Below are 20,559 nucleotides of genomic sequence, written 5' to 3' on the forward strand. Positions count from 1 at the left end.
TCCAGTTAATCTGGAGCGCTGCATGCTGGTGGTGGAAGGTCTGACGTGTCGCTTCGGCGCAAAAGCCGCGGTGGACGACGCTTCGTTTCAAGTCTCCCCCGGCGGCTTCGTCGGTGTGATCGGACGGTCCGGCGCCGGCAAGTCGACCCTGCTGCGGACCATCAACCGCCTGGTGACGCCGACTGAGGGGCGCATCCTGTTCGACGGCGTCGACGTCACCGCGCTGCGCGGTAAGGAGTTGCGGCAGTGGCGGGCGCGTTCGGCGATGATCTTCCAGCAGTTCAACCTGGTCGGCCGGCTCGATGTTCTCACCAACGTCCTGATGGGCCGCCTCGCGACGATGCCGGCCTGGCGCTCGCTGTCGCAGCTCTGGCCCGAGCAGGACAAGGCTCTGGCGATGTCTGCGCTGGAGCAGTTCGATATCGCCGCGCTCGCCGCCCAACGCGCCGACCAGCTCTCCGGCGGCCAGCAGCAGCGCGTGGCGATCGCCCGCGCGCTGGTGCAGCAGCCCGATATCATCCTCGCCGACGAGCCGATCGCCTCGCTCGATCCGCGCAACACCAAGATCGTGATGGATGCGCTGCTGCGCATCAACAAGCATTTCGGCATTACGGTGCTCTGCAATCTGCATTCGCTCGATCTGGCGCGCAGCTATTGCGACCGCCTGATCGGCATGGCCGCGGGCCGCGTGGTGTTCGACGGCGCGCCGTCCGCGCTGACCGATCGCGTGGCGCGCGAGCTCTACGATCTCGAAGCCGCCGACGTCATGGGCGGCATACCCGTGCCGGCGCCCGAGGGCGTTCCGGCGCTCGGGACGGCCGCAGCGGCCTGAGCCTCGCCTATTTAGTTCAAGTCTTTGCGTCAACCGACCTCAACCGATGAAGAGGGTAACATGATCACTCGCAGATTAATCCTCGCCGGCGCCGCGGCGCTCGCGTTCACGACCTCCGCCTCCGCGGACGACTGGAAAACCAAATATCCCGAATTGACCTTCGCGGTCGTGCCGGCGGAGAACGCCTCCGGCGTCACCGAGCGCTGGGCGCCGTTCATGACCTATCTCTCCAAGGAATTGGGCGTGAAGGTCACGCTGCGCATCGCCAACGACTATGCCGCCGTCATCGAAGGCCAGCGCGCCGGCAACATCCATATCGCGAGCTACGGCTCGGCCTCGTTCGCGCGCGCACGCCTGACCGGCGTCAAGACCGATGCCTTCGCCAACGACATCAACGCCGACGGTTCGACCGGCTATTATTCGGTGTTCTTCGTCAAGGCGAGCAGCGCCTACAAGAAGGTCGATGACCTCAAGGGCAAGAATCTCGGCCTCGTCGATCCGAACTCGACCTCCGGCAACAACGTGCCGCGCTTCGAGCTCGACAAGATGGGCATCCACGATGCCGACAGCTATTTCAGCAAGGTCGTCTTCACCGGCAGCCACGAGAACGCGATGCTGGCGCTGGCGCAGGGCACGGTCGACGTTGCCGCCAACCAGTGGACCAGCGATGACGATTCGACGCTGGCGCAGATGCTGACCAAGGGCATGCTGAAGAATGCCGACGGCTCGGCGATGAAAAAGGATGATTTCCGCATCATCCACAAGTCGGCGCCGATCATCAACGGCCCCTACGCCTACAACTCGGATCTCCCGGAAAATGCCAAGGCCGCCATCGCCAAGGCGTTCTTCGACGCGCCGAGCAAGGACAAGGCGGCATTCGACCGTCTCTCCGACGGCCAGAAGAAGGGCTTTCATCCCGCCACCACCAAGGACTGGGATGGCACGATCGAGCTGATCAAGTTCGTCGATGCGCTGCGTAAGAAGAAGGCGTCCTGATCTACTCGAGCCGGGTCGACGGACCCGGCTCTTTCTCTTTCTACAGGCCATTCTCTCTTACAGGCCACTCCCCCTGACAAGATGACCGCCGCGGTTTCGATCCTCCCCGAGCAGCAGCTTGCCGTGCTCAACGCCGCCTATCGCCAGGCGGTCGCGCGCAGGCGATGGCGTCTCCTGTTGGGAGCCGGTATCTTTGCCGCAGCGCTGGTTCTCGCCGCGATCGGCGCCGAAGTGAATTTGCGCACGCTGTTCACCTATTTCGGCAACTTCATCAGCTATTTCGACCGCATCCTCACGCTCGACAGCGGCCAACGGGTCTGGACCGATGTCGGCGAGTGGCTGTGGGGCTGGCGCAAATGGCTGAGGATGCTGGGCGAGACCCTGCTGATCTCCTATGTCGGCACGCTGATTGGCGCGACCTTCGCCTTTGCCCTGAATTTCTTCGCGGCGGAGAATACCTCGCCCGCGCCCTGGCTGCGCTTTGTCGTGCGTCGCCTGCTCGAATTCGCCCGCACCGTTCCCGGCATCGTGTTCGCGCTGGTGTTCGTCATCGCCTTCGGACTCGGACCCATGGCCGGCGTGCTCGCGATCGCGATCCATTCCACCGGCGCGCTCGGCAAGCTGTTCTCGGAGATCGTCGAGAATGCCGACATGAAGCCGGTCGAGGGCATCCGCTCCACCGGCGCGAGCTGGCTCTCCTGTATGCGCTTCGCCGTGGTGCCGCAGGTCACCGCGGGCTATGCCAGCTACGCGCTGTTGCGCTTCGAGATCAACGTCCGCGAAGCCTCTGTGATGGGTTTTGTCGGCGCCGGCGGCATCGGCCAGGAACTCGTGGTCGCTATCCGCAAGTTCTATTACTCGGACGTCAGCGCGATCCTGCTCACCATCATCGTCACCGTCTTCATCATCGACATCACCACCGGCTGGCTGCGTGGCCGCCTGTTCGGCAAGGAGGCGCGGACGTGACGAAGCCGCACGAGGTCGACACGCGAGAGATCCGCGCGCGCTACCCCGATGTGTTCGACCGGCCGGCCTCGGCGCGGCTTGCAACGCCCGCGATGATCGTCGCGGCGTTTGCGATCCTCACTTACGGCCTGGTCGATCTCGACTTCTCGCCGTCGCGGTTCCTCGCCGGCCTCAGCCAGCTCGGCTGGATCAGCCTGATGATGATCCCGCCAGATCCCGGCTCCTCGCTGCCGGTCTATCTGAAAGCGCTGGGCGAGACGCTGTCGATCGCGCTGCTGGGCACGACGCTCGCCGCCCTGTTCGCGCTGCCGGTCAGCCTGCTGGCCGCGCGCAACGTGGTGCCGTCAATCATCCTGCGCTTCCCGGTTCGCCGCTTCCTGGATTCGATCCGCGGCGTCGACACGCTGATCTGGGCGCTGGTGTGGATCAATGTGGTCGGGCTCGGCCCGTTCGCCGGCGTGCTTGCCATCGCCGTGTCGGATTTCGGCGCCTTTGGAAAACTGTTCTCGGAGGCGATCGAGGGCGCCGACCAGAGGCAGGTCGAAGGTATCCGCGCCTCCGGCGGCAGCGCGCTGCACGAGATCCGCTTCGGGCTGCTGCCGCAGGTGTTGCCCGTGATCGCCGGCCAGGTGCTCTACTTCATCGAATCCAACACGCGCTCGGCCACCATCATCGGCATCGTCGGTGCCGGCGGCATCGGCCTCCAGCTCGCCGAGCAGATCCGCGTGCTGGAATGGCAGAAGGTGTCGTTCCTGATCCTGATGATTTTGATTGCGGTTGCTGCGATCGATTTCATCTCGGGCAAGCTGCGCTTTGCGATTATCGGGCGAAGGGCTGTCGCTTAATCACCGCTGCCGTAGGGTGGGCAAAGCGAAGCGTGCCCACCGCTTCTCGCGAATCTTGGAAAGATGGTGGGCACGGCGCAAGTGCGCCTTTGCCCACCCTACGGCTCCGGTTTCGCGGAGAGAGCTCCGCTGCTACGACTCCACCAGAAACTCCACCCGCTCCGCCGCGAACCGCGAATGCTTCGTCACCAGCGGCTTGCCGTCAAGAGCGTGGTCGGTCGCATCGACCACCAGGATCGGACGTCCCAGCGCAAGATCGAGCCGGGCGGCGTCGGTCGCGTCGACGATGCCGGCGGTGATCCGGGTTGCGCCGCGGCGGTAGTCGCGAATGCCGTAGTGCTCGAGCAACTTCGTCATCGAGCGTGTCGCGGCGAACACGGCGCCTGCGCCCGGAAACAATTCCGCCGACAGCCAGGTGGTGGAGACGCAGATCGGCGTGCGGTCGGCGAGGCGGATCGCCTCGATCCGCACCAGCGGCGCACCGGTCTTCAAACCCAGTTCGCGCGCCAGCTCCCGGGTCGCGACGTCATCGGAAGCTTCGATCAGTTGGCCACGCGGCTCGCGGCCGCCGGCGCCGACGATCTCGGAGAAGCGCGTGCGCGAGCGCAGCGGATAGGCGAGCTTCTGCGCCTCGACATAGGTCCCGCTGCCGCGCTCGGCGCGCACGAGGCCGCGCTCGGCAAGCGCGGCCAGCGCGCGCCGCACGGTGTGGCGATTCACGCGGTAGGTTTCCGCGATCTCCATCTCGCCCGGCAGCTTGTCACCGGCCGCAAAGCGGCCGTCGGCGATGCCGCGCTCGATGCCGTCGGCGACGAGGCGCCACAGCGCGACGCCCGACGATGCAGTGTCTTGCATGCTCATATCGCCGGTCAGCCTAGCCCAGAAATCACGCCTTTGTCACGAAACAGTCATGGCGCGTCCGTATGAAGTTGTCTATTATCATAGACAACTTCAATGCGGCAAGTTCGGTGGACCAGGTGACGCAGCACAACAGCCAGCAAGCCCAGCGCAAGGCCGCGATGGCCGTGCTGGCGCACGCGGAGGCGGGCGAGATCGCCGCTCGCCTCCGCAACTTAGCCCTGCCGGCCCATCAGGATCTGCGCGAAGGCGAAAACGGTCTGGTCATGCTGCGCGGCCGGGTCGGCGGCGACGGTGCGCCGTTCAACCTCGGCGAAGCCACGGTGTCGCGCGCGGCGGTGCGGCTTGCCAGCGGCGAGGTCGGCTTCGGCTACACCCTTGGCCGCGATGGTGAGAAGGCGCGGCTGATCGCGCTGTGCGACGCGCTGGTGCAGTCCTGCGATTTCGGCGCAGCCGTCGAGCGCGACGTTATCGCGCCGTTGCGCGAGCAGCTTATGACGAGGCGCCAGCAGGTGGCGGCGAAGACTGCCGCAACGAAGGTTGATTTCTACACCATGGTGCGCGGTGAGGGGTGAGGTCATGACCACGATTGCGGAACTGCCGCCGGGGTTCGCCGATAAGGTGTTGTCGGCGCAATCGACCTTCCGCTCGGTGATGGACGCGATGGCGCGGCCGGGCTCGGTCCAGCGTATCGTGCCGACAGCCGGAACGCCCCATACGATGATGCGCGGCACCGCCGCGATCGCGCTGACGCTGTTCGATCACGACACGCCACTCTGGCTCGATGCGTGCATGGCGCAAAATTCCGACGTGGTGAAGTGGCTCAGGTTCCACACCGGCGCGCCGGTGGTGCAGGACACCTCGATTGCGAGCTTCGCGCTGATCGGCGATGGCGCACTGCTTCCGCCGCTCGAGCGCTTCGCGCTCGGCACCAGCGAATATCCGGATCGCTCGACCACATTGATCCTCCAGGTCGATAGCCTGGGCGCGGGACGCAGCTTCGAGCTGCGCGGTCCCGGCATTGACGGCGCCGCGACGCTCCAGGCGTCGATCAAGCCTTTCGACCTGTTCGAGCGCCTGCGGTTCAACGAGCCGCTGTTTCCGCGCGGCCTCGATGTGGTGCTGGTCGCCGATGATGCCGTGGTCGCGATTCCCCGCACCACGCGCGTCGCGAACAAGGGAAGCTGAAGCATGTATGTCGCAGTCAAAGGCGGCGAATGCGCCATCGAGAACGCTCATCGCCTGCTCGCCAATGCACGGCGCGGCGACCAAGGCGTTCCGGAAGTCACGCTCGACCAGATCTCGGAGCAGCTCGGCCTCGCCGTCGACCGCGTCATGAGCGAAGGCTCGCTCTACGACCGCGAGCTCGCGGCGCTTGCGATCAAGCAGGCGCGCGGCGATCTGATCGAGGCGATCTTCCTGGTCCGCGCCTTCCGTGCCACGCTGCCGCGCTATGGCGCGAGCGAGCCGGTCGACACCGGCGCCATGCGCGTGCAGCGGCGGGTGTCCTCGACCTTCAAGGACATTCCGGGCGGCCAGATCCTCGGGCCGACCTTCGACTATACCCACCGCCTGCTCGATCCCTCGCTCGCCGAAGGCTTTGTGCCGGAGGCGCCGGCGACAGCCGAAGCCTCGGCCGCGGCGACGCCGCGCGTGACGGATATTCTCGGCCGGGACGGGCTGATCGAATCTTCGCCGCAGGCCGACGACGGCGCCGGCGTCGGCGATCTCACCCGCGAGCCGCTGAATTTTCCGGCGGACCGCGACCTGCGCCTGCAAAATCTGGCGCGTGGCGACGAAGGCTTTCTGCTGGCGATGGGCTATTCCACCCAGCGCGGCTATGGCCGCAACCATCCCTTCGCCGGCGAGATCCGCTTCGGTGAGGTCGAGGTCGAATTCTTCGCTGAAGACGTCGGCTTCGCCGTGCCGCTCGGCTCGATCGAGCTCACGGAGTGCCAGATGGTCAACCAGTTCAAGGGATCGGCGACGGAAGCGCCGTGCTTCACCCGTGGCTATGGCCTCGCCTTCGGCCAGAGCGAGCGCAAGACCATGTCGATGGCGCTGGTCGACCGCGCGCTGCGTGCCCGCGAGCTCGGCGAGGAGGCGCTCGCCCCGGCGCAAGATGAAGAATTCGTGCTGTCGCATTCGGACAACGTCCAGGCGACCGGCTTCGTCGAGCATCTCAAGCTGCCGCACTATGTCGACTTCCAGTCCGAGCTCGGCCTGCTCCGCAAGCTGCGCCAAGAATTTGCCGAGGCCAATGCTGAGCCCATGAAGGAGGCCGCGGAATGAACGCGCCCGCCTACAATTTCGCCTACCTCGACGAGCAGACCAAGCGGATGATCCGCCGTGCGATCCTCAAGGCGATCGCGATCCCCGGCTATCAGGTGCCGTTCGCCAGCCGCGAAATGCCGATGCCCTATGGCTGGGGCACCGGCGGCGTGCAGGTCACCGCCGCGATCCTCGGTCCCCAGGACGTGCTGAAGGTGATCGATCAGGGCTCCGACGACACCACCAACGCGATCTCGATCCGCAAGTTCTTCGCCAAGACCGCGGACGTCGCCACGACGACGGCGACGATGAATGCGACCGTGATCCAGACCCGTCACCGCATTCCGGAGACGGCGCTGAATGAAAACCAAGTGCTGGTCTATCAGGTACCAATCCCGGAGCCGCTGCGCTTCCTCGAGCCGCGCGAGACCGAGACGCGGCGCATGCATGCGCTCGCCGAATATGGCCTGATGCATGTAAAACTCTATGAGGACATCGCCCGCTTCGGCCACATCGCGACCGCCTATGCCTATCCGGTGAAGGTGAACGCGCGTTACGTGATGGATCCCTCGCCGACGCCGAAATTCGACAATCCCAAGATGGACAATTGCCCGGCGCTGCAATTGTTCGGCGCCGGCCGCGAGAAGCGCATCTATGCGATCCCGCCTTATACGCAGGTGGTATCGCTCGATTTCGAGGACCACCCGTTCGAGCCTTACCGCTTCAACGCGCCCTGCGCGCTGTGTGGCGCCGAAAATTCCTATCTCGACGAGATCGTCACGGACGACAGGGGCGGACGCATGTTCGTCTGCTCGGATACCGATTATTGCGAGGGACGGCAGGCCGCCGGCCATCACGGCAGCCTGAGCGCCGCGCCGTACAAAGAGAAGGCGGGCTCACATGGTTGACCAAGACATGGCTGATCTCGATACGCTCGAAAACGACCAGCCGTTGCTGGTTGCGGAGTCGCTCAGCAAGTCCTTCGGCCGCATCGCCGCCTGCCGCGACGTTTCCTTCGCGCTCTACCCCGGCGAAGTGCTGGCGATCGTCGGCGAGTCCGGCTCGGGCAAGTCGACGCTGCTGCAAATGCTGTCGGGCCAGCTCGCGCCGAGCGCCGGCCAGGTCTCCTATCGGATGCGCGACGGCGTCACTCGCGATCTCACCACGCTGGGCGAAGCCGAGCGGCGATTCCTGTTCCGCACCGACTGGGGCTATGTGCACCAGGATCCCGCGCAGGGCCTGCGCATGGCGGTCTCGGCCGGCGCCAATGTCGGCGAGCGGCTGATGGCGGTCGGGTGGGATCATTACGGCCGCATCCGCGACACCGCGTTGGACTGGCTGACGCGGGTCGAGATCGACGTCGCCCGCATCGACGATGCGCCGCGCACTTATTCCGGCGGCATGCGCCAGCGCCTCCAGATCGCGCGCAACCTCGTCACCGGGCCGCGGCTGGTGTTCATGGACGAGCCGACCGGCGGTCTCGACGTCTCCGTGCAGGCCCGCCTGCTCGACCTCCTGCGCAGCCTGGTCGCCGAGCTGCACCTCGCCGTCATCATCGTGACCCACGATCTTGCGGTGGCGCGGCTGTTGTCGCACCGCGTGATGGTGATGAAGGGCGGCCGCGTTATCGAGACCGGTCTCACCGACCAGGTGCTCGACGATCCCCGTGAGCCCTATACCCAACTGCTCGTCTCCTCGATTCTCCCGCCATGAGCTTTTCGATGACCGCAATGATCGACGTTGCCGATGCCCAAAAGACCTTTACGATGCACCTGCAAGGCGGGATCGAGCTGCCTGTCGTGCGCGGCGTGACCTTCCACGTCAATCCGGGCGAGTGCGTTGTGCTGTCAGGGCCATCAGGCGCCGGCAAATCGTCGATCCTGAAGATGATTTTTGGCAATTACCGGTGCGACTCCGGCCGCATCGGCATCCGCCATCGCGGCGCGCTGATCGATCTCGCCAGTGCCGAGCCGCGGCAAGTGCTCAACGTTCGCCGTTCCAGCATCGGCTATGTCAGCCAGTTCCTGCGGGCGGTGCCGCGGGTTGCCACTATCGACGTCGTGGCCGAGCCGCTGATCGTGAACGGCGTGGCCAGATCCGATGCACAGCAGCGCGCAGGCAGCCTGCTGCATCGCCTCAACATCCCCGAGCGGCTCTGGCAGCTTCCGCCTGCGACCTTTTCCGGCGGCGAGCAGCAGCGCGTCAACATCGCGCGCGGCTTCATCTCGGATTTGCCGATCCTGCTGCTGGACGAGCCGACCGCCTCGCTCGATGCCGCCAACCGCGCCGTCGTGGTCGAGCTGGTCACTGAAAAGAAGCGCCAGGGTGTCGCCATGGTCGCCATTGTCCATGACGACGAAATACGTCATCTGATTGCCGACCGCATCGTCGATGTCACCAGCTTCGCCGCCGCGGCCTGAAGGGAATGGATATGAACGCCAAGGACACCGTCATCGCCAACGCCAGGATCGTGCTGGCCGACCAGGTGATCGAACAGGGCTGGCTTGCTCTCGCGGGCGGACGCATCGCCGAGATCGGCGAGGGCAGGGCGCCCGCCGGCGCCGAGGATGCCGGCGGCGACCTCATCATGCCCGGCCTGATCGAGCTTCACACCGACCATCTGGAAGCCCACTATGTGCCGCGGCCAAAAGTGTTCTGGAATCCGGTGGCCGCCGTTATCTCCTATGACGGCCAGCTCGCCACATCAGGCATCACCACGGTGTTCGATTCGCTCCGGGTCTGGCGCGAGGAAGGCGCGGAGGAAGTCGACGGCCGCGCCGGCGTGCTCGCCGCAGCAATCACGACCGCGCGCGATGCCAGCCTGTTGCGTGCCGATCACTTCCTGCATCTGCGCTGCGAAATCCCGATGCCGAGCGTGGTCGAGGAGGCCAAGGAGCTGATCGACCGTCCCGACGTCAAGCTGATGTCGCTGATGGATCACACGCCTGGCCAGCGCCAGTTTCGCGACGAGGTCAAGCTGCGCGACTATTATCGCGGCAAGGGCGGCGGCAAGACCGACGCCGAGCTCGACGAGCTGTTCGCAAAGCGCTTCGAGTACCAGAAGCAATATGCCGCGACCAACATGCGCGAGATCGTGGCGCTGGCGCATCAGTACAAGATTGCGCTGGCGAGCCATGACGACACCACCGAGGAGAACGTCGCGGACGCCGTGCGCGACGGCGTCGCCGTGGCGGAATTTCCCACCACGCTGGAGGCCGCGCGCGGCCTGCACCAGGCCGGCATCGACATCCTGATGGGCGCGCCTAACGTCGTGCGCGGCGGCTCGCACTCCGGCAACATCGCCGCGGTCGATCTCGCGCGTGAAGGCCTGCTCGATATCCTGTCGTCGGATTACATCCCGTCGAGCCTGCTGATGGGTGCGCTGCAGCTGCCCGAGCATGTGCCTGCGATCGATCTGCCGTCGGCGATCCGCACCGTGACCAAGGCGCCTGCCGATGCGGTTGGACTCACCGATCGCGGCGAGGTCGCGATCGGCAAGCGCGCCGACCTGATCCGCGTGCATGTTGCCGGCAGCGTTCCCGTCGTCCGCAGCGTCTGGCGCGAAGGGAGCCGTGTCGCATGAGCGAAACCGCGGCCATGGCGCAGGGCTTGGCAGGCGGGACTGGTCCCGGGCGGCTGGTGCTCGTGGTTGGTCCCAGCGGCGCCGGTAAGGATACGCTGCTGCGCTTGGCGCAGGCAGCGTGTAGTGAGGATCACGATATCGTCTTTCCACGCCGCGTCGTGACGCGGGAATCCTCCGGTCACGAAGACAATGTCGCGCTCGGCCCTGACGAATTCCGCCGCGCGCAGCAGCATGGCGATTTCGCCGTACACTGGGAGGCACACGGACATTCCTACGCGCTGCCGCTCGAGATCAACGACGATATCCGTGCCGGACGCACGGTCGTCGTCAACGTCTCGCGCACCGTGATCGGCGCGTTGCGCCAAACCTATGCAAATGTCGTGGTGGTCGCGATCACGGCGCCGCCGGACGTGCTGGCGCAACGGCTTGCCGCGCGGGCGCGACATAGCGACGGCAACATCGCGGAACGGCTGTCGCGCAGCGTCGATCATGCGCAGGCGCAGGCCGATGTCACCATCCTCAACGCCGGCAGCGCGGATTATCATGGCCGTCAGCTCCTGCGGGTGATCAGGAACGAAGGCTGGCAGGAATAACCAGCGCAACCAGGAGAGTGGAATGTCGGTGATCGAAACGGTCGAACAGCTGGAGGCCATCTATGGCGTCACCAACGATGCCTCGACCGTCAAAGTCGCCGACCATGTCACGCCGCTCTATCGCATCTACATCGAAAAGGCGCCGTTCGCGGCGCTCGCCACCATTGGACCGGAGGGTATCGACTGCTCGCCGCGCGGCGACCTGCCCGGCTTCGTCCGCATCCATGACCCCAAGACGCTGATGCTGCCGGATCGCCGCGGCAACAACCGGATCGATTCCCTGCGCAACATCGTGCGCGATCCCAGGGTGTCGCTGATGTTCCTGATTCCCGGCTCCGGCAATGCGGTTCGTGCCAACGGCCGCGCCCATCTCTCGATTGATCCCGAGCTGCTGGCCTCGTTCAAGGTCGAAGGCAAGGCACCGCGCAGCGTCATGGTGATGAGCGTGGACGAGATCTATTTCCAGTGCGCCCGCGCCATCGTCCGCTCCGATCTCTGGAATCCAGACAAGCGCGTCGATCCGAAAACCCTGCCGACGCCCGGCCAGATCCTGGCCGAGATGAGCGAGAACAAGGTCGGCGGCGACGAATACGATCGCGCCTGGCCCGCGCGCGCCGCCGCGACGATGTGGTGAGTCTCCGTTCTCTCTCGTCTCCCTCGCCCCGCTCTTGCGGGGAGAGGGCGGGGTGAGGGGCTCTCTCCGCGTATGAGATCGTCGATAGACCTGTACCCCCTCACCCGGATTGCATCTTCGATGCAATCCGACCTCTCCCCGCAAGTGGGGCGAGGTGAAGAGGGCGCCCCCTAATTAAACGCCATGCCGCCGCTCAGCGCGATGGTCTGCCCGGTCATGTAGGCGTTGTCGACCAGCAGCATCACCGCCTTCGCCACCTCATCCGCGGTGCCGAAGCGGCCGAGCGGAATGCGGCTGACGAGCTGTTGCTGGCCGCTCATCATGTCGGTCGCGATCAATGACGGCGCCACCGCATTGACCGTGATGCCTTCCTTCACGAGGCGCGCCGCATAACCTCGCGTCAGGCCTTCCAGACCGGCCTTGGATGCATTGTAATGCGGCCCGATGGCGCCGGCACCGCGCGCAGCGCCCGAGGAGATGTTGACGATGCGCCCCCACTTCCTCGCGCGCATCGACGGCAGCACCGCCTGCGTACACAGGAAGACGGATTTCAGGTTGACCAGGATGGTGCGGTCGAAATCGTCTTCGGTGAGATCATCGACGCCGCGCGTGATGGCGATGCCGGCATTGTTGACGAGAATGTCGATCGGCCCGAGCCCACCAGTGACACGCTCGACCATTCCGGCTACGGCCTCGCGCTGCGAGACGTCGGCGGCGATCACGATCGCGCGGCCGCCCTGCTTGCCGATCTCACCTGCGAGCTGCTCGGCCTGGCCGATCTGCTCGCGGCAGTTGATCGCCACCGCGGCGCCTGCTTCAGCTAACGCGCGACATACGGCGGCGCCAATTCCGCGCGAGCCGCCGGTGACGAGCGCCGTGCGCCCCTTCAGATCATCCGCCATCTCCGGATCTCCCAAATCGTCTGCTTTGCGGTTGCTGGGAGCGTATCATGCCGGCCGCGCGCGGGTGTTGAACTCATCGCGAGATGAATCCGCCTGCCAGCGCTTCCTGCGGGAGAAGCGCCCCGGCGTGCCGCTATCAAATATGGATAGCCATTTCATTGACCAATCGCGGCAACCGCTCGATATTCGCAGCATCGAAACTGCTCCTCGAGCCGAAGCTGCGATATGAGAACCGATCACCAGCGAAATCCAGGCGACATGCACGCTTGCATGACGCGTCGCTGTTTCTCGGCGGCCACCGGCGCCTGTTGTTGTTGCTGACCGACTCTTAGCAGCATCCCGCAAATCTCAAGACAGGAACGCCGAAAACTCGGCGAACGAGCAGTCATGTCCCAAACCCAGTCGAACGCCTACATCATCGAGATCCAAGACCGCGCCGCCGGGATCATCACCAGAGACGCGCGTGGCTTCCGCTTCTTCTCCTCGGAGCGCCTGTTCGACAGTCTCGAAGGCCGTCAGTTCCGTTCGGCGCGCGAGGCCGAGCGCGCCGCCCACGCGGTGCTCTCCGAGCGGAGCCGGCGTCTGAGCTGATCAGCGCCGGCGCGTCCTGGTGCGTGCCGCCTTCTTGGCGGCAGCGGAGCGGGCCTTGGCGCCCTTGGTGCGGCTCGCTTTCCGCGCAGCGGCCGAACGCGACGCCGCGGTTCGCCCGCTCGCGGCGCGCTTGGCCTGCTTCGACAGCGCGCTGCGCGACGCTGTGGAGCGCGGCTCCTTCTTCAGGACGTTCTCGACGGCGCGCGATACGCGCGGCCGGCGCTTCGGGGTGCGTTTGCCCTGACCGGCCTCATAGGCATATTTGGCGCTGCGGCGCGTCGACTTCTTGGTACGCCCCTTGCGCGGCGGCGGCAGATCGACGCCGGCGCGGCGCGCCTCGGACAGGCCGATGGCGATGGCTTGCTTTGTCGACCGCGCGCCATGCTTGCCTTTCCTGATCTTGTCGATTTCGTCCTTGACGAATTCGCCGGCCTGCGTGCTTGCCGATTTGCCGGCGCGCTTGTCCTGCTTGGCTTTGCGGATGATTTCCTGTCTTGGCATGGGTCGAGTTCCCTTTGAAATCACAGGGATGCAACGCGCAAGGCCGCCGATTGATCCTTTTTCAGTTCCTCAGCGCCGCCAGCAATTCATCTGGACGCTCGGCCATGATCATGTGTCCTGCGCCCGGCACGATGACGGTCTTCGCCTGCGGGATCGCCGCCGCCAGCGCCTTGCCGGCTTTAGCCGGAGTCATCATGTCCCGCTCGCCGAGAATGAGCGTGGTCGGCACCTTCACGCTCGCGGCGGCTTGAAGAGCATTCGCATAGGCATTGCAGGCCGACAGATCCCTGAACAGCACGCCCGGCTCGCAATGCTTCAACACGGCCTGTGCGCCGCCATGCATCCAAAGGCCCGGCGCCAGGCTGCCGCCGAGCTCGGCCTTGAAGCCGAGGCCCCAGATCGAGACCATGTCGACGGCATCCTGGTCGTTGGCTTCGGCGGCCCTGAGCAGATCCGGGCCGACCGTCATGGTCGCGGCGGTGCCGATCAGGCTCAGCGCGGAGACCTTGTCCGGATGCCGCGCCGCCGTCTCCAGCGAGATCAGCGAGCCCATGGAATGGCCGATCAGGTGCGCCTTCGCGGCACCTGCCGCATCCAGCAGCGCCGCCGTCCAGTCGGCCATCTCGGCGATGGTCGACAGCGACGGCCCGGCCGAGCGGCCGTGGCCGGGCAGGTCAGGCGCCAGCACTGAAAAGCCGTGATGGGCGAACCAGCGCGTGTGCAGCGCCCAGGTCGAATGGTCGAAGCCGGCGCCGTGGATGAAGACGACCGCTGGCAGCGACTTGTCGAAGTCGCGGCCGCCGGTTGCGACAAACACATCAGTGCCGTTGACGGAGAGCTTCATGGCGTCAGACCTTTTGCGAAATGCGCAGCGCTTGATTGAGATCGTCGATGATGTCGCTTGCCGTCTCGATGCCGACCGAGATCCGCACCAGCTCCTCGCCGATGCCGGCGGCCTTGAGCTGTTCGGCGTCCATCTGCTGATGCGTGGTCGAGGCGGGGTGGATCACCAAGGTCTTGGCGTCGCCGACATTGGCGAGATGGCTGATCAGGCGCAGGGATTCGATGAACTTGCGCCCGGCGGGCCGCCCGCCCTTGATGCCGAAGGAGACGATGGAGCCGGCGCCGCGCGGCAGCAGCGTCTTTGCAAGCTGATAGTCCGGGTGGTCCTCCAGCGAGGGATGCAGCACCCAGTCGACCGCCTTGCTGGCCTTCAGCGCATCCAGCACGAGGTGCGTGTTCTGCATATGCCGGTCCATGCGCACGCCGAGCGTTTCCACGCCCTGCAATAGCTGGAACGCGTTGGTCGGAGACAGGCAGGCGCCGAAATCGCGCAGGCCCTCGGTGCGCGCGCGCATGATGAAGGCGGCGGTGCCGAACTGCTCGTCGAAGACGATGCCGTGATAGCCGCCATAGGGCTCGGTCAGCACGCCGAACTTGCCCGAGCCTCGCCAGTCGAAGCGGCCGCCGTCGACGATGGCGCCGCCGATCGCGATGCCGTGGCCGCCGATCCACTTGGTCGCCGAATGCATGACGATGTCGGCCCCGAGCTCGATCGGGCGGCTGAGATAGGGCGTGGCGAAGGTGTTGTCGATCAGCAGCGGAATTTTCGCATCATGTGCGATCGCCGCGACCTCAGGGATGTCGAGCACTTCCAGCCCGGGATTGCCGATGGTCTCGCCGATCACGAGCTTCGTGTTCGGCTTGATCGCAGCGCGGAACGCGTCGAGATCGCGCGGCTTGACGAAGGTGGTGGTGATGCCGAAGCGTGGCAGCGTGTGTGCCAGCAGGTTGATGGTGCCGCCATAGAGCGAGCTCGACGCCACGATGTGGTCGCCGGCGTTCAAAAGCGTCGCGATGGCCAGATGCAGCGCGGCCATGCCGCTGGCGGTGCAGATCGCGCCGACGCCGCCTTCGAGCGCCGCCAGCCGCTCCTCCAGCACGCCGGTGGTCGGATTGGAGATGCGGGTGTAGATGTGGCCGGCGCGCTCCAGGTTGAACAGCGCGGCGGCATGGTCGGAATCCTGGAACACGTAGGACGTGGTCTGGTAGATCGGCACGGCGCGGGCGCCGGTTACGGGATCCGGATGCTGGCCCGCATGCAGGCTCAGGGTCTCGAAGGCAGGCGGTTTCGGCGCGGGCATGCGTGGCCTCGTTGGTCGATCGGCGGAGGCGGCTCTTGTGCCACAAAACGAAGCGCGGCGTCAGCCCATTGACAGTGATGGTTGCCTGCATGCAGCGACGACACGTGATGCGAGCCGCGGCCGCGACGGCAGTGCGCTCCCTCGCCCCGTTCTTACGGGGAGAGGCGAAGTCGCGCCGCCCGCGCCTTAGCCGCGAATGGCCTGCTCGATGATCCCAGTCTCGCGCAGCAGAATCTCCGCGACCTCCTGCTCGCGACGGGGACCGAGCCTCGTCCGCACGGCGGAGACCGTCATCGCAGCAGCCGGCTGTCCGTCCGGGCTCTTGATCCAGGTCGAGATCGATTTCGTGCCCTGTACGAGGCCAATCTCCCGCATGTAGTAGCCGCGCCGCCGCGCCGCGGTGATCTCGCCCATCACGGTTGCGACGTCGGTCTGGTAGGCCTCGAACCTCTTCTCGTTGGCCGCGACGATTTTGCGCGCGTCCTGCGCCGGCATGGCGGCGAGGATGGCGACGCCGGCGCTGGAGACGCCGAGCGGCCGGCGCGCGCCGACCTCGATCGACAGCACCTGAATCGGATAGACGCCGATCCTGCGATCGACGCACAGCGTGTCGTTGCCGGTGCGCACCGTCAGGAACAGCGTGTCGCCGATCTCGGCGGAGGCGCGTTGCAGCGAGGGATTGGCGGCGATCAAGAGCCGTGACGGCCGCGGCCGCGCGAGCGCCAGCTCCGGCACCTGGTTGCCGATCGCATAGCGGCCGGTCCGCTCGTGTCGCTCGACGATGCCTTCCTCGATCAGCACGTGGACGATGCGATGCACGGTCGGGCGGGTGAGCCCGGTTGCACGGATCACCTCGGCCAATGGCACACCGTCTTCGCGGCCTGCGGCCAGAATGCGCAGCACTGCGAGCGCGCGCCGGATTGCCTGCGCGCCCTGTCGCGGTTCCCCGACGTTGCGGGCCAATCTGGTCCTGTCCATAATATGGACAAGAACGCCACAATTCACTCGACAGGACAAGCGCGCATCTGGAGATTTCGCTCCGATCGAGATGCCTTTCGAATTGCCTTGCGCAACGTCGCGGCATCCGACGTGGAATTGGACGCGCCGCCGGGAGGTTAACATGAGATTAATCTGGATTGCCATCGCTGCTGCAGTTGCGATGCTGGCAGGCCCCGCATCAAGCCAGGAATGGCCGGCGCGCAACGTCAAGCTGATCGTGCCCTATCCGGCCGGCGGCAATGTCGACAGCGCGGCGCGCATCATCGCCGACAAGCTCCAGGAAAAGCTCGGCCAGCCCTTCATCATCGAGAACAAGGCCGGCGCCGGCGGCATGATCGCGGGCGAAGCCTTCGCGAAATCCGCGCCCGACGGCTACACGCTGTTCGTCGGCGCCAATGGCCCGGTGCTGTTCGCGACCGAGATCAACAAGCGCGAGGCCTATAATTGGAAAAAGGACTTCCTGCCGATCTCGACCATTTCGATGACGCCGCTGGTGCTCGAGGTGCATCCGTCCGTGCAGGCCACGACGTTCAAGGAATTCATCGATCTCGCCAAGCGCGAGCCCGGCAAGCTGACCATGGCCTCGCCGGGGCCTGGCACCACCAACCATCTGCTCAGCGAGCTGATGCAGTCCAACCTCGGCCTGCAATGGGTTACCGCGCACTATCGCGGCAACGCGCCGGCGATCAACGATCTGCTCGGCGGCCAAGTGCAGTTCGCGTTCGACCAGCTCACGGTCAGCCTCCAGCACATCAAGGCCGGCCTGTTCCGCGCGCTCGCCGTCACCAGCCCGCACCGCCTGAAGTCGCTGCCTGACGTCCCGACCTTTGCCGAGCTCGGCTGCAAGGATTTTGACGGCCAGACCTTCACCGGCCTGTTCGCGCCTGCGGGCACGCCGGCGCCCATCGTCGACAAGCTGCACGAGACGCTGGTCGCGATCCTCAAGGATCCGGCCGTGGTCGACAAGTTCGAGAAGCTCGGCGGGGAAGCTACAGTGATGACGCCTGATGAGTTCAAGGCCTATCTCGCGCGCGAGGATGCCAAGTGGATTCCGGTGGTGCGCAAGGCCAACATCAGGGCGGATTGATCAATGCGAATCGATCCCACCGAGCTCGGCGCCGAGCGCATCTACCGCCTGATGACCGGCATCGTGGTGCCGCGCCCGATCGCCTGGGTGACGAGCCTGTCGCGCTCCGGTGTGCTCAACCTCGCGCCGTTCAGCGCCTTCACCTTCGTCTCGCAGAAGCCGCCGATGCTCGCCATCAGCGTCGGCCGCAAGGGTGCCGATTACAAGGACACCGCGCACAACATCCTCGATACCGAGGAATATGTGATCCACATCGCCGATACCCCGCTGATGTCCGCGGTGCACGACAGCTCGATCGAGCATCCACCTGAAATCAGCGAGGTCGAGCATCTCGGGCTCGAAACGCTGCCCTGCGAGCTCATCAAGGTGCGTCGGCTCGCCGCCGCGCCGGTTGCAATGGAATGCCGCTTTCGACAGTGCCTGGAATTCGGCGAGGCCCGCAGCCGGCTCATCGTCGGCGAGGTCGTCATGTTCCACATTCGCGACGGCCTCGTGAAGGACGGCAAGGTCGAGACAAAGGCGCTCGACCCGATCGCGCGCATCGGCGGCCCGCGTTACGCCCGGCTCGGCGAGATCGTGACACTGAACACCGTCTTCCAGACGCCCAAATCGACCGACTGAGCGCGCTGGCTCCGGCCGCGCCCGCGACATCATTGGAGAACGACGATGCGACTCGTAAGCTATCTCGTGGACGGAGAGCCGCGCTACGGTGCGGCCGTCGAAGGCGGCGTCGTCGATCTGACCAAGCGGATCGGCCGTGATTTCTCCGACGTGAAGGCGCTGATCGCTGCCAACGCGCTCGCCGATGCGCAGGAGGCGGTCGCCGGGCAACAGCCCGACTACGCGCTGGAAAAACTGGTCCTGCTTCCGCCGGTGCTGGCGCCGGAAAAGCTCTGGTGCATCGGCGTCAACTACGCCGAGCGCAACGCCGAATACAAGGACAATTCGGACCTGCCCAAATATCCGAGCCTGTTCGTGCGCAGCATGACCTCGATATCAGGCTCCGGCCAGCCGATCGAGAAGCCCAAGATTTCGGACCAGCTCGACTATGAAGGCGAGCTCGTCATCGTGATCGGGCAGGGCGGCCGTCACATCCCGCGCGAGAAGGCCTGGGGCCACATCTTCGGCATGACCCTATGCAATGAAGGCACGATCCGCGACTGGCTGCGCCACGGCAAGTTCAACGTCACGCAAGGCAAGAATTTCGACCGTTCCGGCAGCATCGGCCCGTGGATCGTCACCGCCGACGAGCTCGACCCGCGCGGGCCACACGACATCATCACGCGCGTCAACGGCGAGGTGCGGCAGCAGGACACGACCGAGCGGCTGAGGTTCCCGTTTGATTTCCTGATCTCCTATCTCTCGACCTTTGCCACATTGAAGCCTGGCGACATGATCGTGACGGGCACGCCGACCGGCGCAGGCGCGCGCTTCGATCCGCCGCGCTGGCTGAAGGTGGGCGACGTCGTCGAGGTCGAGTCGAGCCGCATCGGCGTGCTGCGCAACACCGTCGTCGCGGAGCAATAGATCATGCTGGATGCTGCGACGATCGAACGCCTCGCCGCGCGGCTCGATGAAGCCGAGCGCACCAAGGCGCTGATCCCGATGTTCACGAAAGAATATCCGGACTTCAGCATCGAGGATGCCTACGCGGTCCAGCGCGCCTGGACCAAGCTCCAGCTCGGCCGCGGCCGCGTCATCAAGGGCCACAAGATCGGCCTGACCTCGAAGGCGATGCAGAACGCGGTCGGCATCAATGAGCCCGATTACGGAGTGCTGTTCGCCGACATGTTCTATGCCGACGCCACGCCGATTCCGTTCGACCGCTTCCACGCGCCGCGCATCGAGGTCGAGCTCGCCTTCGTGCTGAAGGCCCCGCTGCGCGGGCCCGATTGCACCATCTTCGACGTGCTCAACGCCACCGACTATGTGACGCCAGCGCTCGAGATCCTGGAGACGCGCATGCACCGCGTCGATCCCGAGACCGGCAAGACCCGCAAGGTGATAGATACGATCTCGGACAATGCGGCCAACGCGGCGCTGGTGCTCGGCGGCCGGCCATTCCGCCCTCTCGATGCGGATCTGCGCTGGATCGGCGCGCTCCTGTTCCGCAACGGCGAGGTCGAGGAGACCGGGCTCGCGGCCGGCGTGCTCAATCATCCCGCCAATGGCATCGCCTGGCTCGCCAACCGCCTCGCGCCGCATGACGAACATCTCGCCGCCGGCGAGGTGGTGCTGGCGGGATCGTTCACGCGTCCCGTCGACATCCGCCGCGGCGACACCTTCCATGCCGATTACGGCACCTTCGGCTCGGTGTCGTGCCAGTTCGTCTGAACCAACAACAAGCAGGGAGCGCATCATGAGTGGTCAATCGCGGCGCAAGAGCATCCACATCGGCGGCTTCAAGCATGCCAACCCGATTCCGAATGCCTGCCGCATCGGCAATCTCGTGATGTCGGGTGTCATCCTCGGCCGCGATGCGGCTGGCGTCATGCCCGAGAGCCTCGATGCGCAATGCGCCAACATGTTCGCGCACATGAAGGCGACGGTGGAGGCCGCCGGCGGCACCACGGACGACATCATCAAGATGACGGTGTGGCTGAAGGACCGCACGCAGCGCGGTCCCGTCAATGTCGAGTGGCTGAAAATGTTTCCGGACGAGCATTCGCGCCCGGCGCGCCACGCGCTGCCGATGGACAACATGGACGGCGGCGCGCTGGTGCAGTGCGACTTCACCGCCGTGATCGACTGAAGGAG

Annotated in this window: 25 protein-coding genes; 19 read left to right on the forward strand and 6 right to left on the reverse strand. The window is 65.6% G+C overall.

What is annotated here, in order from left to right; all coding sequences use genetic code 11:
• The first annotated feature begins 22 nt into the window (after positions 1-22).
• The 4 genes from phnC (at position 23) to phnE (LRP30_RS02670) (ending at position 3,639) form a co-directional block, all read left to right on the forward strand.
• Positions 23-832 (forward strand): phosphonate ABC transporter ATP-binding protein, encoded by an 810-nt coding sequence (gene phnC / locus LRP30_RS02655; protein ID WP_249759249.1) that lies wholly within the window; start codon positions 23-25, stop codon positions 830-832.
• A 60-nt stretch (positions 833-892) separates the two neighbouring features.
• On the forward strand, positions 893-1,828 hold the full coding sequence (gene phnD / locus LRP30_RS02660; protein ID WP_249759250.1) for a phosphonate ABC transporter substrate-binding protein: 936 nt from the start codon (positions 893-895) through the stop codon (positions 1,826-1,828).
• Between the two features lie 81 nt (positions 1,829-1,909).
• Positions 1,910-2,794, forward strand: a complete 885-nt coding sequence (phnE, locus tag LRP30_RS02665) for a phosphonate ABC transporter, permease protein PhnE (protein WP_249759251.1) — start codon at positions 1,910-1,912, stop codon at positions 2,792-2,794.
• The gene (gene phnE / locus LRP30_RS02670) at positions 2,791-3,639 is read left to right on the forward strand and encodes a phosphonate ABC transporter, permease protein PhnE (RefSeq protein WP_249759252.1); all 849 of its coding nucleotides are present in this window, start codon (positions 2,791-2,793) and stop codon (positions 3,637-3,639) included. The genes phnE (LRP30_RS02665) and phnE (LRP30_RS02670) overlap by 4 nt, the downstream gene beginning before the upstream one ends.
• A 132-nt stretch (positions 3,640-3,771) precedes the next feature.
• Here the strand turns inward: phnE (LRP30_RS02670) and phnF are convergent, their stop codons facing one another.
• A complete protein-coding gene (phnF, locus tag LRP30_RS02675) occupies positions 3,772-4,500 on the reverse strand; it encodes a phosphonate metabolism transcriptional regulator PhnF (protein ID WP_091898545.1) in 729 nt (242 codons plus the stop codon).
• Between the two features lie 107 nt (positions 4,501-4,607).
• Here phnF and phnG point away from each other — a divergent pair, with 107 nt between their 5' ends.
• The 9 genes from phnG to LRP30_RS02720 are packed head-to-tail and all read left to right on the forward strand — an operon-like array spanning position 4,608 to position 11,578.
• On the forward strand, positions 4,608-5,072 hold the full coding sequence (gene phnG, locus LRP30_RS02680) for a phosphonate C-P lyase system protein PhnG (RefSeq protein ID WP_249759253.1): 465 nt from the start codon (positions 4,608-4,610) through the stop codon (positions 5,070-5,072).
• 4 nt (positions 5,073-5,076) lie between these two features.
• Entirely contained in the window at positions 5,077-5,685 is a 609-nt protein-coding gene (gene phnH, locus LRP30_RS02685) for a phosphonate C-P lyase system protein PhnH (RefSeq protein WP_249759254.1), read from the forward strand.
• A 3-nt stretch (positions 5,686-5,688) separates the two neighbouring features.
• Positions 5,689-6,789: a carbon-phosphorus lyase complex subunit PhnI gene (locus tag LRP30_RS02690; protein WP_249759255.1), complete on the forward strand. Its 1,101-nt coding sequence runs from the start codon at positions 5,689-5,691 to the stop codon at positions 6,787-6,789.
• On the forward strand, positions 6,786-7,676 hold the full coding sequence (locus LRP30_RS02695; RefSeq protein WP_249759256.1) for an alpha-D-ribose 1-methylphosphonate 5-phosphate C-P-lyase PhnJ: 891 nt from the start codon (positions 6,786-6,788) through the stop codon (positions 7,674-7,676). Before LRP30_RS02690 ends, LRP30_RS02695 begins: the two co-directional genes overlap by 4 nt.
• A gap of 7 nt (positions 7,677-7,683) precedes the next feature.
• Positions 7,684-8,481, forward strand: a complete 798-nt coding sequence (gene phnK / locus LRP30_RS02700) for a phosphonate C-P lyase system protein PhnK (protein WP_249761683.1) — start codon at positions 7,684-7,686, stop codon at positions 8,479-8,481.
• 8 nt (positions 8,482-8,489) lie between these two features.
• On the forward strand, positions 8,490-9,188 hold the full coding sequence (phnL, locus tag LRP30_RS02705) for a phosphonate C-P lyase system protein PhnL (protein WP_249759257.1): 699 nt from the start codon (positions 8,490-8,492) through the stop codon (positions 9,186-9,188).
• 5 nt (positions 9,189-9,193) lie between these two features.
• A complete protein-coding gene (locus LRP30_RS02710) occupies positions 9,194-10,351 on the forward strand; it encodes an alpha-D-ribose 1-methylphosphonate 5-triphosphate diphosphatase (RefSeq protein ID WP_249759258.1) in 1,158 nt (385 codons plus the stop codon).
• Complete coding sequence (gene phnN / locus LRP30_RS02715) at positions 10,348-10,944, forward strand: phosphonate metabolism protein/1,5-bisphosphokinase (PRPP-forming) PhnN (protein ID WP_249759259.1); 597 nt, start codon at positions 10,348-10,350, stop codon at positions 10,942-10,944. Before LRP30_RS02710 ends, phnN begins: the two co-directional genes overlap by 4 nt.
• Positions 10,945-10,966: 22 nt before the next feature.
• The gene (locus LRP30_RS02720) at positions 10,967-11,578 is read left to right on the forward strand and encodes a pyridoxamine 5'-phosphate oxidase family protein (protein WP_249759260.1); all 612 of its coding nucleotides are present in this window, start codon (positions 10,967-10,969) and stop codon (positions 11,576-11,578) included.
• A 170-nt stretch (positions 11,579-11,748) separates the two neighbouring features.
• On the opposite strand, the gene LRP30_RS02725 is transcribed toward LRP30_RS02720, so the two are convergent.
• Positions 11,749-12,480 (reverse strand): SDR family NAD(P)-dependent oxidoreductase, encoded by a 732-nt coding sequence (locus tag LRP30_RS02725; protein ID WP_249759261.1) that lies wholly within the window; start codon positions 12,478-12,480, stop codon positions 11,749-11,751.
• Between the two features lie 387 nt (positions 12,481-12,867).
• On the opposite strand from LRP30_RS02725, the gene LRP30_RS02730 reads away from it, so the two are divergent.
• Entirely contained in the window at positions 12,868-13,071 is a 204-nt protein-coding gene (locus tag LRP30_RS02730; protein ID WP_128942870.1) for a hypothetical protein, read from the forward strand.
• Here LRP30_RS02730 and LRP30_RS02735 read toward each other — a convergent pair whose 3' ends face one another.
• The 4 genes from LRP30_RS02735 to LRP30_RS02750 form a co-directional block, all read right to left on the reverse strand.
• Entirely contained in the window at positions 13,072-13,572 is a 501-nt protein-coding gene (locus tag LRP30_RS02735; RefSeq protein WP_128931101.1) for a DUF6496 domain-containing protein, read from the reverse strand.
• 61 nt (positions 13,573-13,633) lie between these two features.
• A complete protein-coding gene (locus tag LRP30_RS02740; RefSeq protein WP_249759262.1) occupies positions 13,634-14,416 on the reverse strand; it encodes an alpha/beta hydrolase in 783 nt (260 codons plus the stop codon).
• A gap of 4 nt (positions 14,417-14,420) precedes the next feature.
• Positions 14,421-15,716: an O-acetylhomoserine aminocarboxypropyltransferase gene (locus LRP30_RS02745; RefSeq protein WP_249759263.1), complete on the reverse strand. Its 1,296-nt coding sequence runs from the start codon at positions 15,714-15,716 to the stop codon at positions 14,421-14,423.
• 186 nt (positions 15,717-15,902) lie between these two features.
• A complete protein-coding gene (locus LRP30_RS02750) occupies positions 15,903-16,694 on the reverse strand; it encodes an IclR family transcriptional regulator (RefSeq protein ID WP_249759264.1) in 792 nt (263 codons plus the stop codon).
• A gap of 142 nt (positions 16,695-16,836) precedes the next feature.
• On the opposite strand from LRP30_RS02750, the gene LRP30_RS02755 reads away from it, so the two are divergent.
• Genes LRP30_RS02755 through LRP30_RS02775 form a run of 5 tightly spaced genes read left to right on the forward strand, consistent with a single transcriptional unit; the run spans position 16,837 to position 20,554 of the window.
• Positions 16,837-17,802: a tripartite tricarboxylate transporter substrate binding protein gene (locus LRP30_RS02755; RefSeq protein WP_249759265.1), complete on the forward strand. Its 966-nt coding sequence runs from the start codon at positions 16,837-16,839 to the stop codon at positions 17,800-17,802.
• Positions 17,803-17,805: 3 nt separating this feature from the next.
• Positions 17,806-18,423: a flavin reductase family protein gene (locus LRP30_RS02760; RefSeq protein WP_128931105.1), complete on the forward strand. Its 618-nt coding sequence runs from the start codon at positions 17,806-17,808 to the stop codon at positions 18,421-18,423.
• A 45-nt stretch (positions 18,424-18,468) separates the two neighbouring features.
• Entirely contained in the window at positions 18,469-19,329 is an 861-nt protein-coding gene (locus tag LRP30_RS02765; protein ID WP_249759266.1) for a fumarylacetoacetate hydrolase family protein, read from the forward strand.
• 3 nt (positions 19,330-19,332) lie between these two features.
• Complete coding sequence (gene hpaH, locus LRP30_RS02770) at positions 19,333-20,136, forward strand: 2-oxo-hept-4-ene-1,7-dioate hydratase (protein WP_249759267.1); 804 nt, start codon at positions 19,333-19,335, stop codon at positions 20,134-20,136.
• Positions 20,137-20,161: 25 nt separating this feature from the next.
• Entirely contained in the window at positions 20,162-20,554 is a 393-nt protein-coding gene (locus LRP30_RS02775) for a RidA family protein (RefSeq protein WP_128942877.1), read from the forward strand.
• Positions 20,555-20,559: the final 5 nt, after the last annotated feature.

Source organism: Bradyrhizobium sp. C-145, assembly GCF_023375135.1.
GTDB lineage: Bacteria > Pseudomonadota > Alphaproteobacteria > Rhizobiales > Xanthobacteraceae > Bradyrhizobium > Bradyrhizobium zhanjiangense.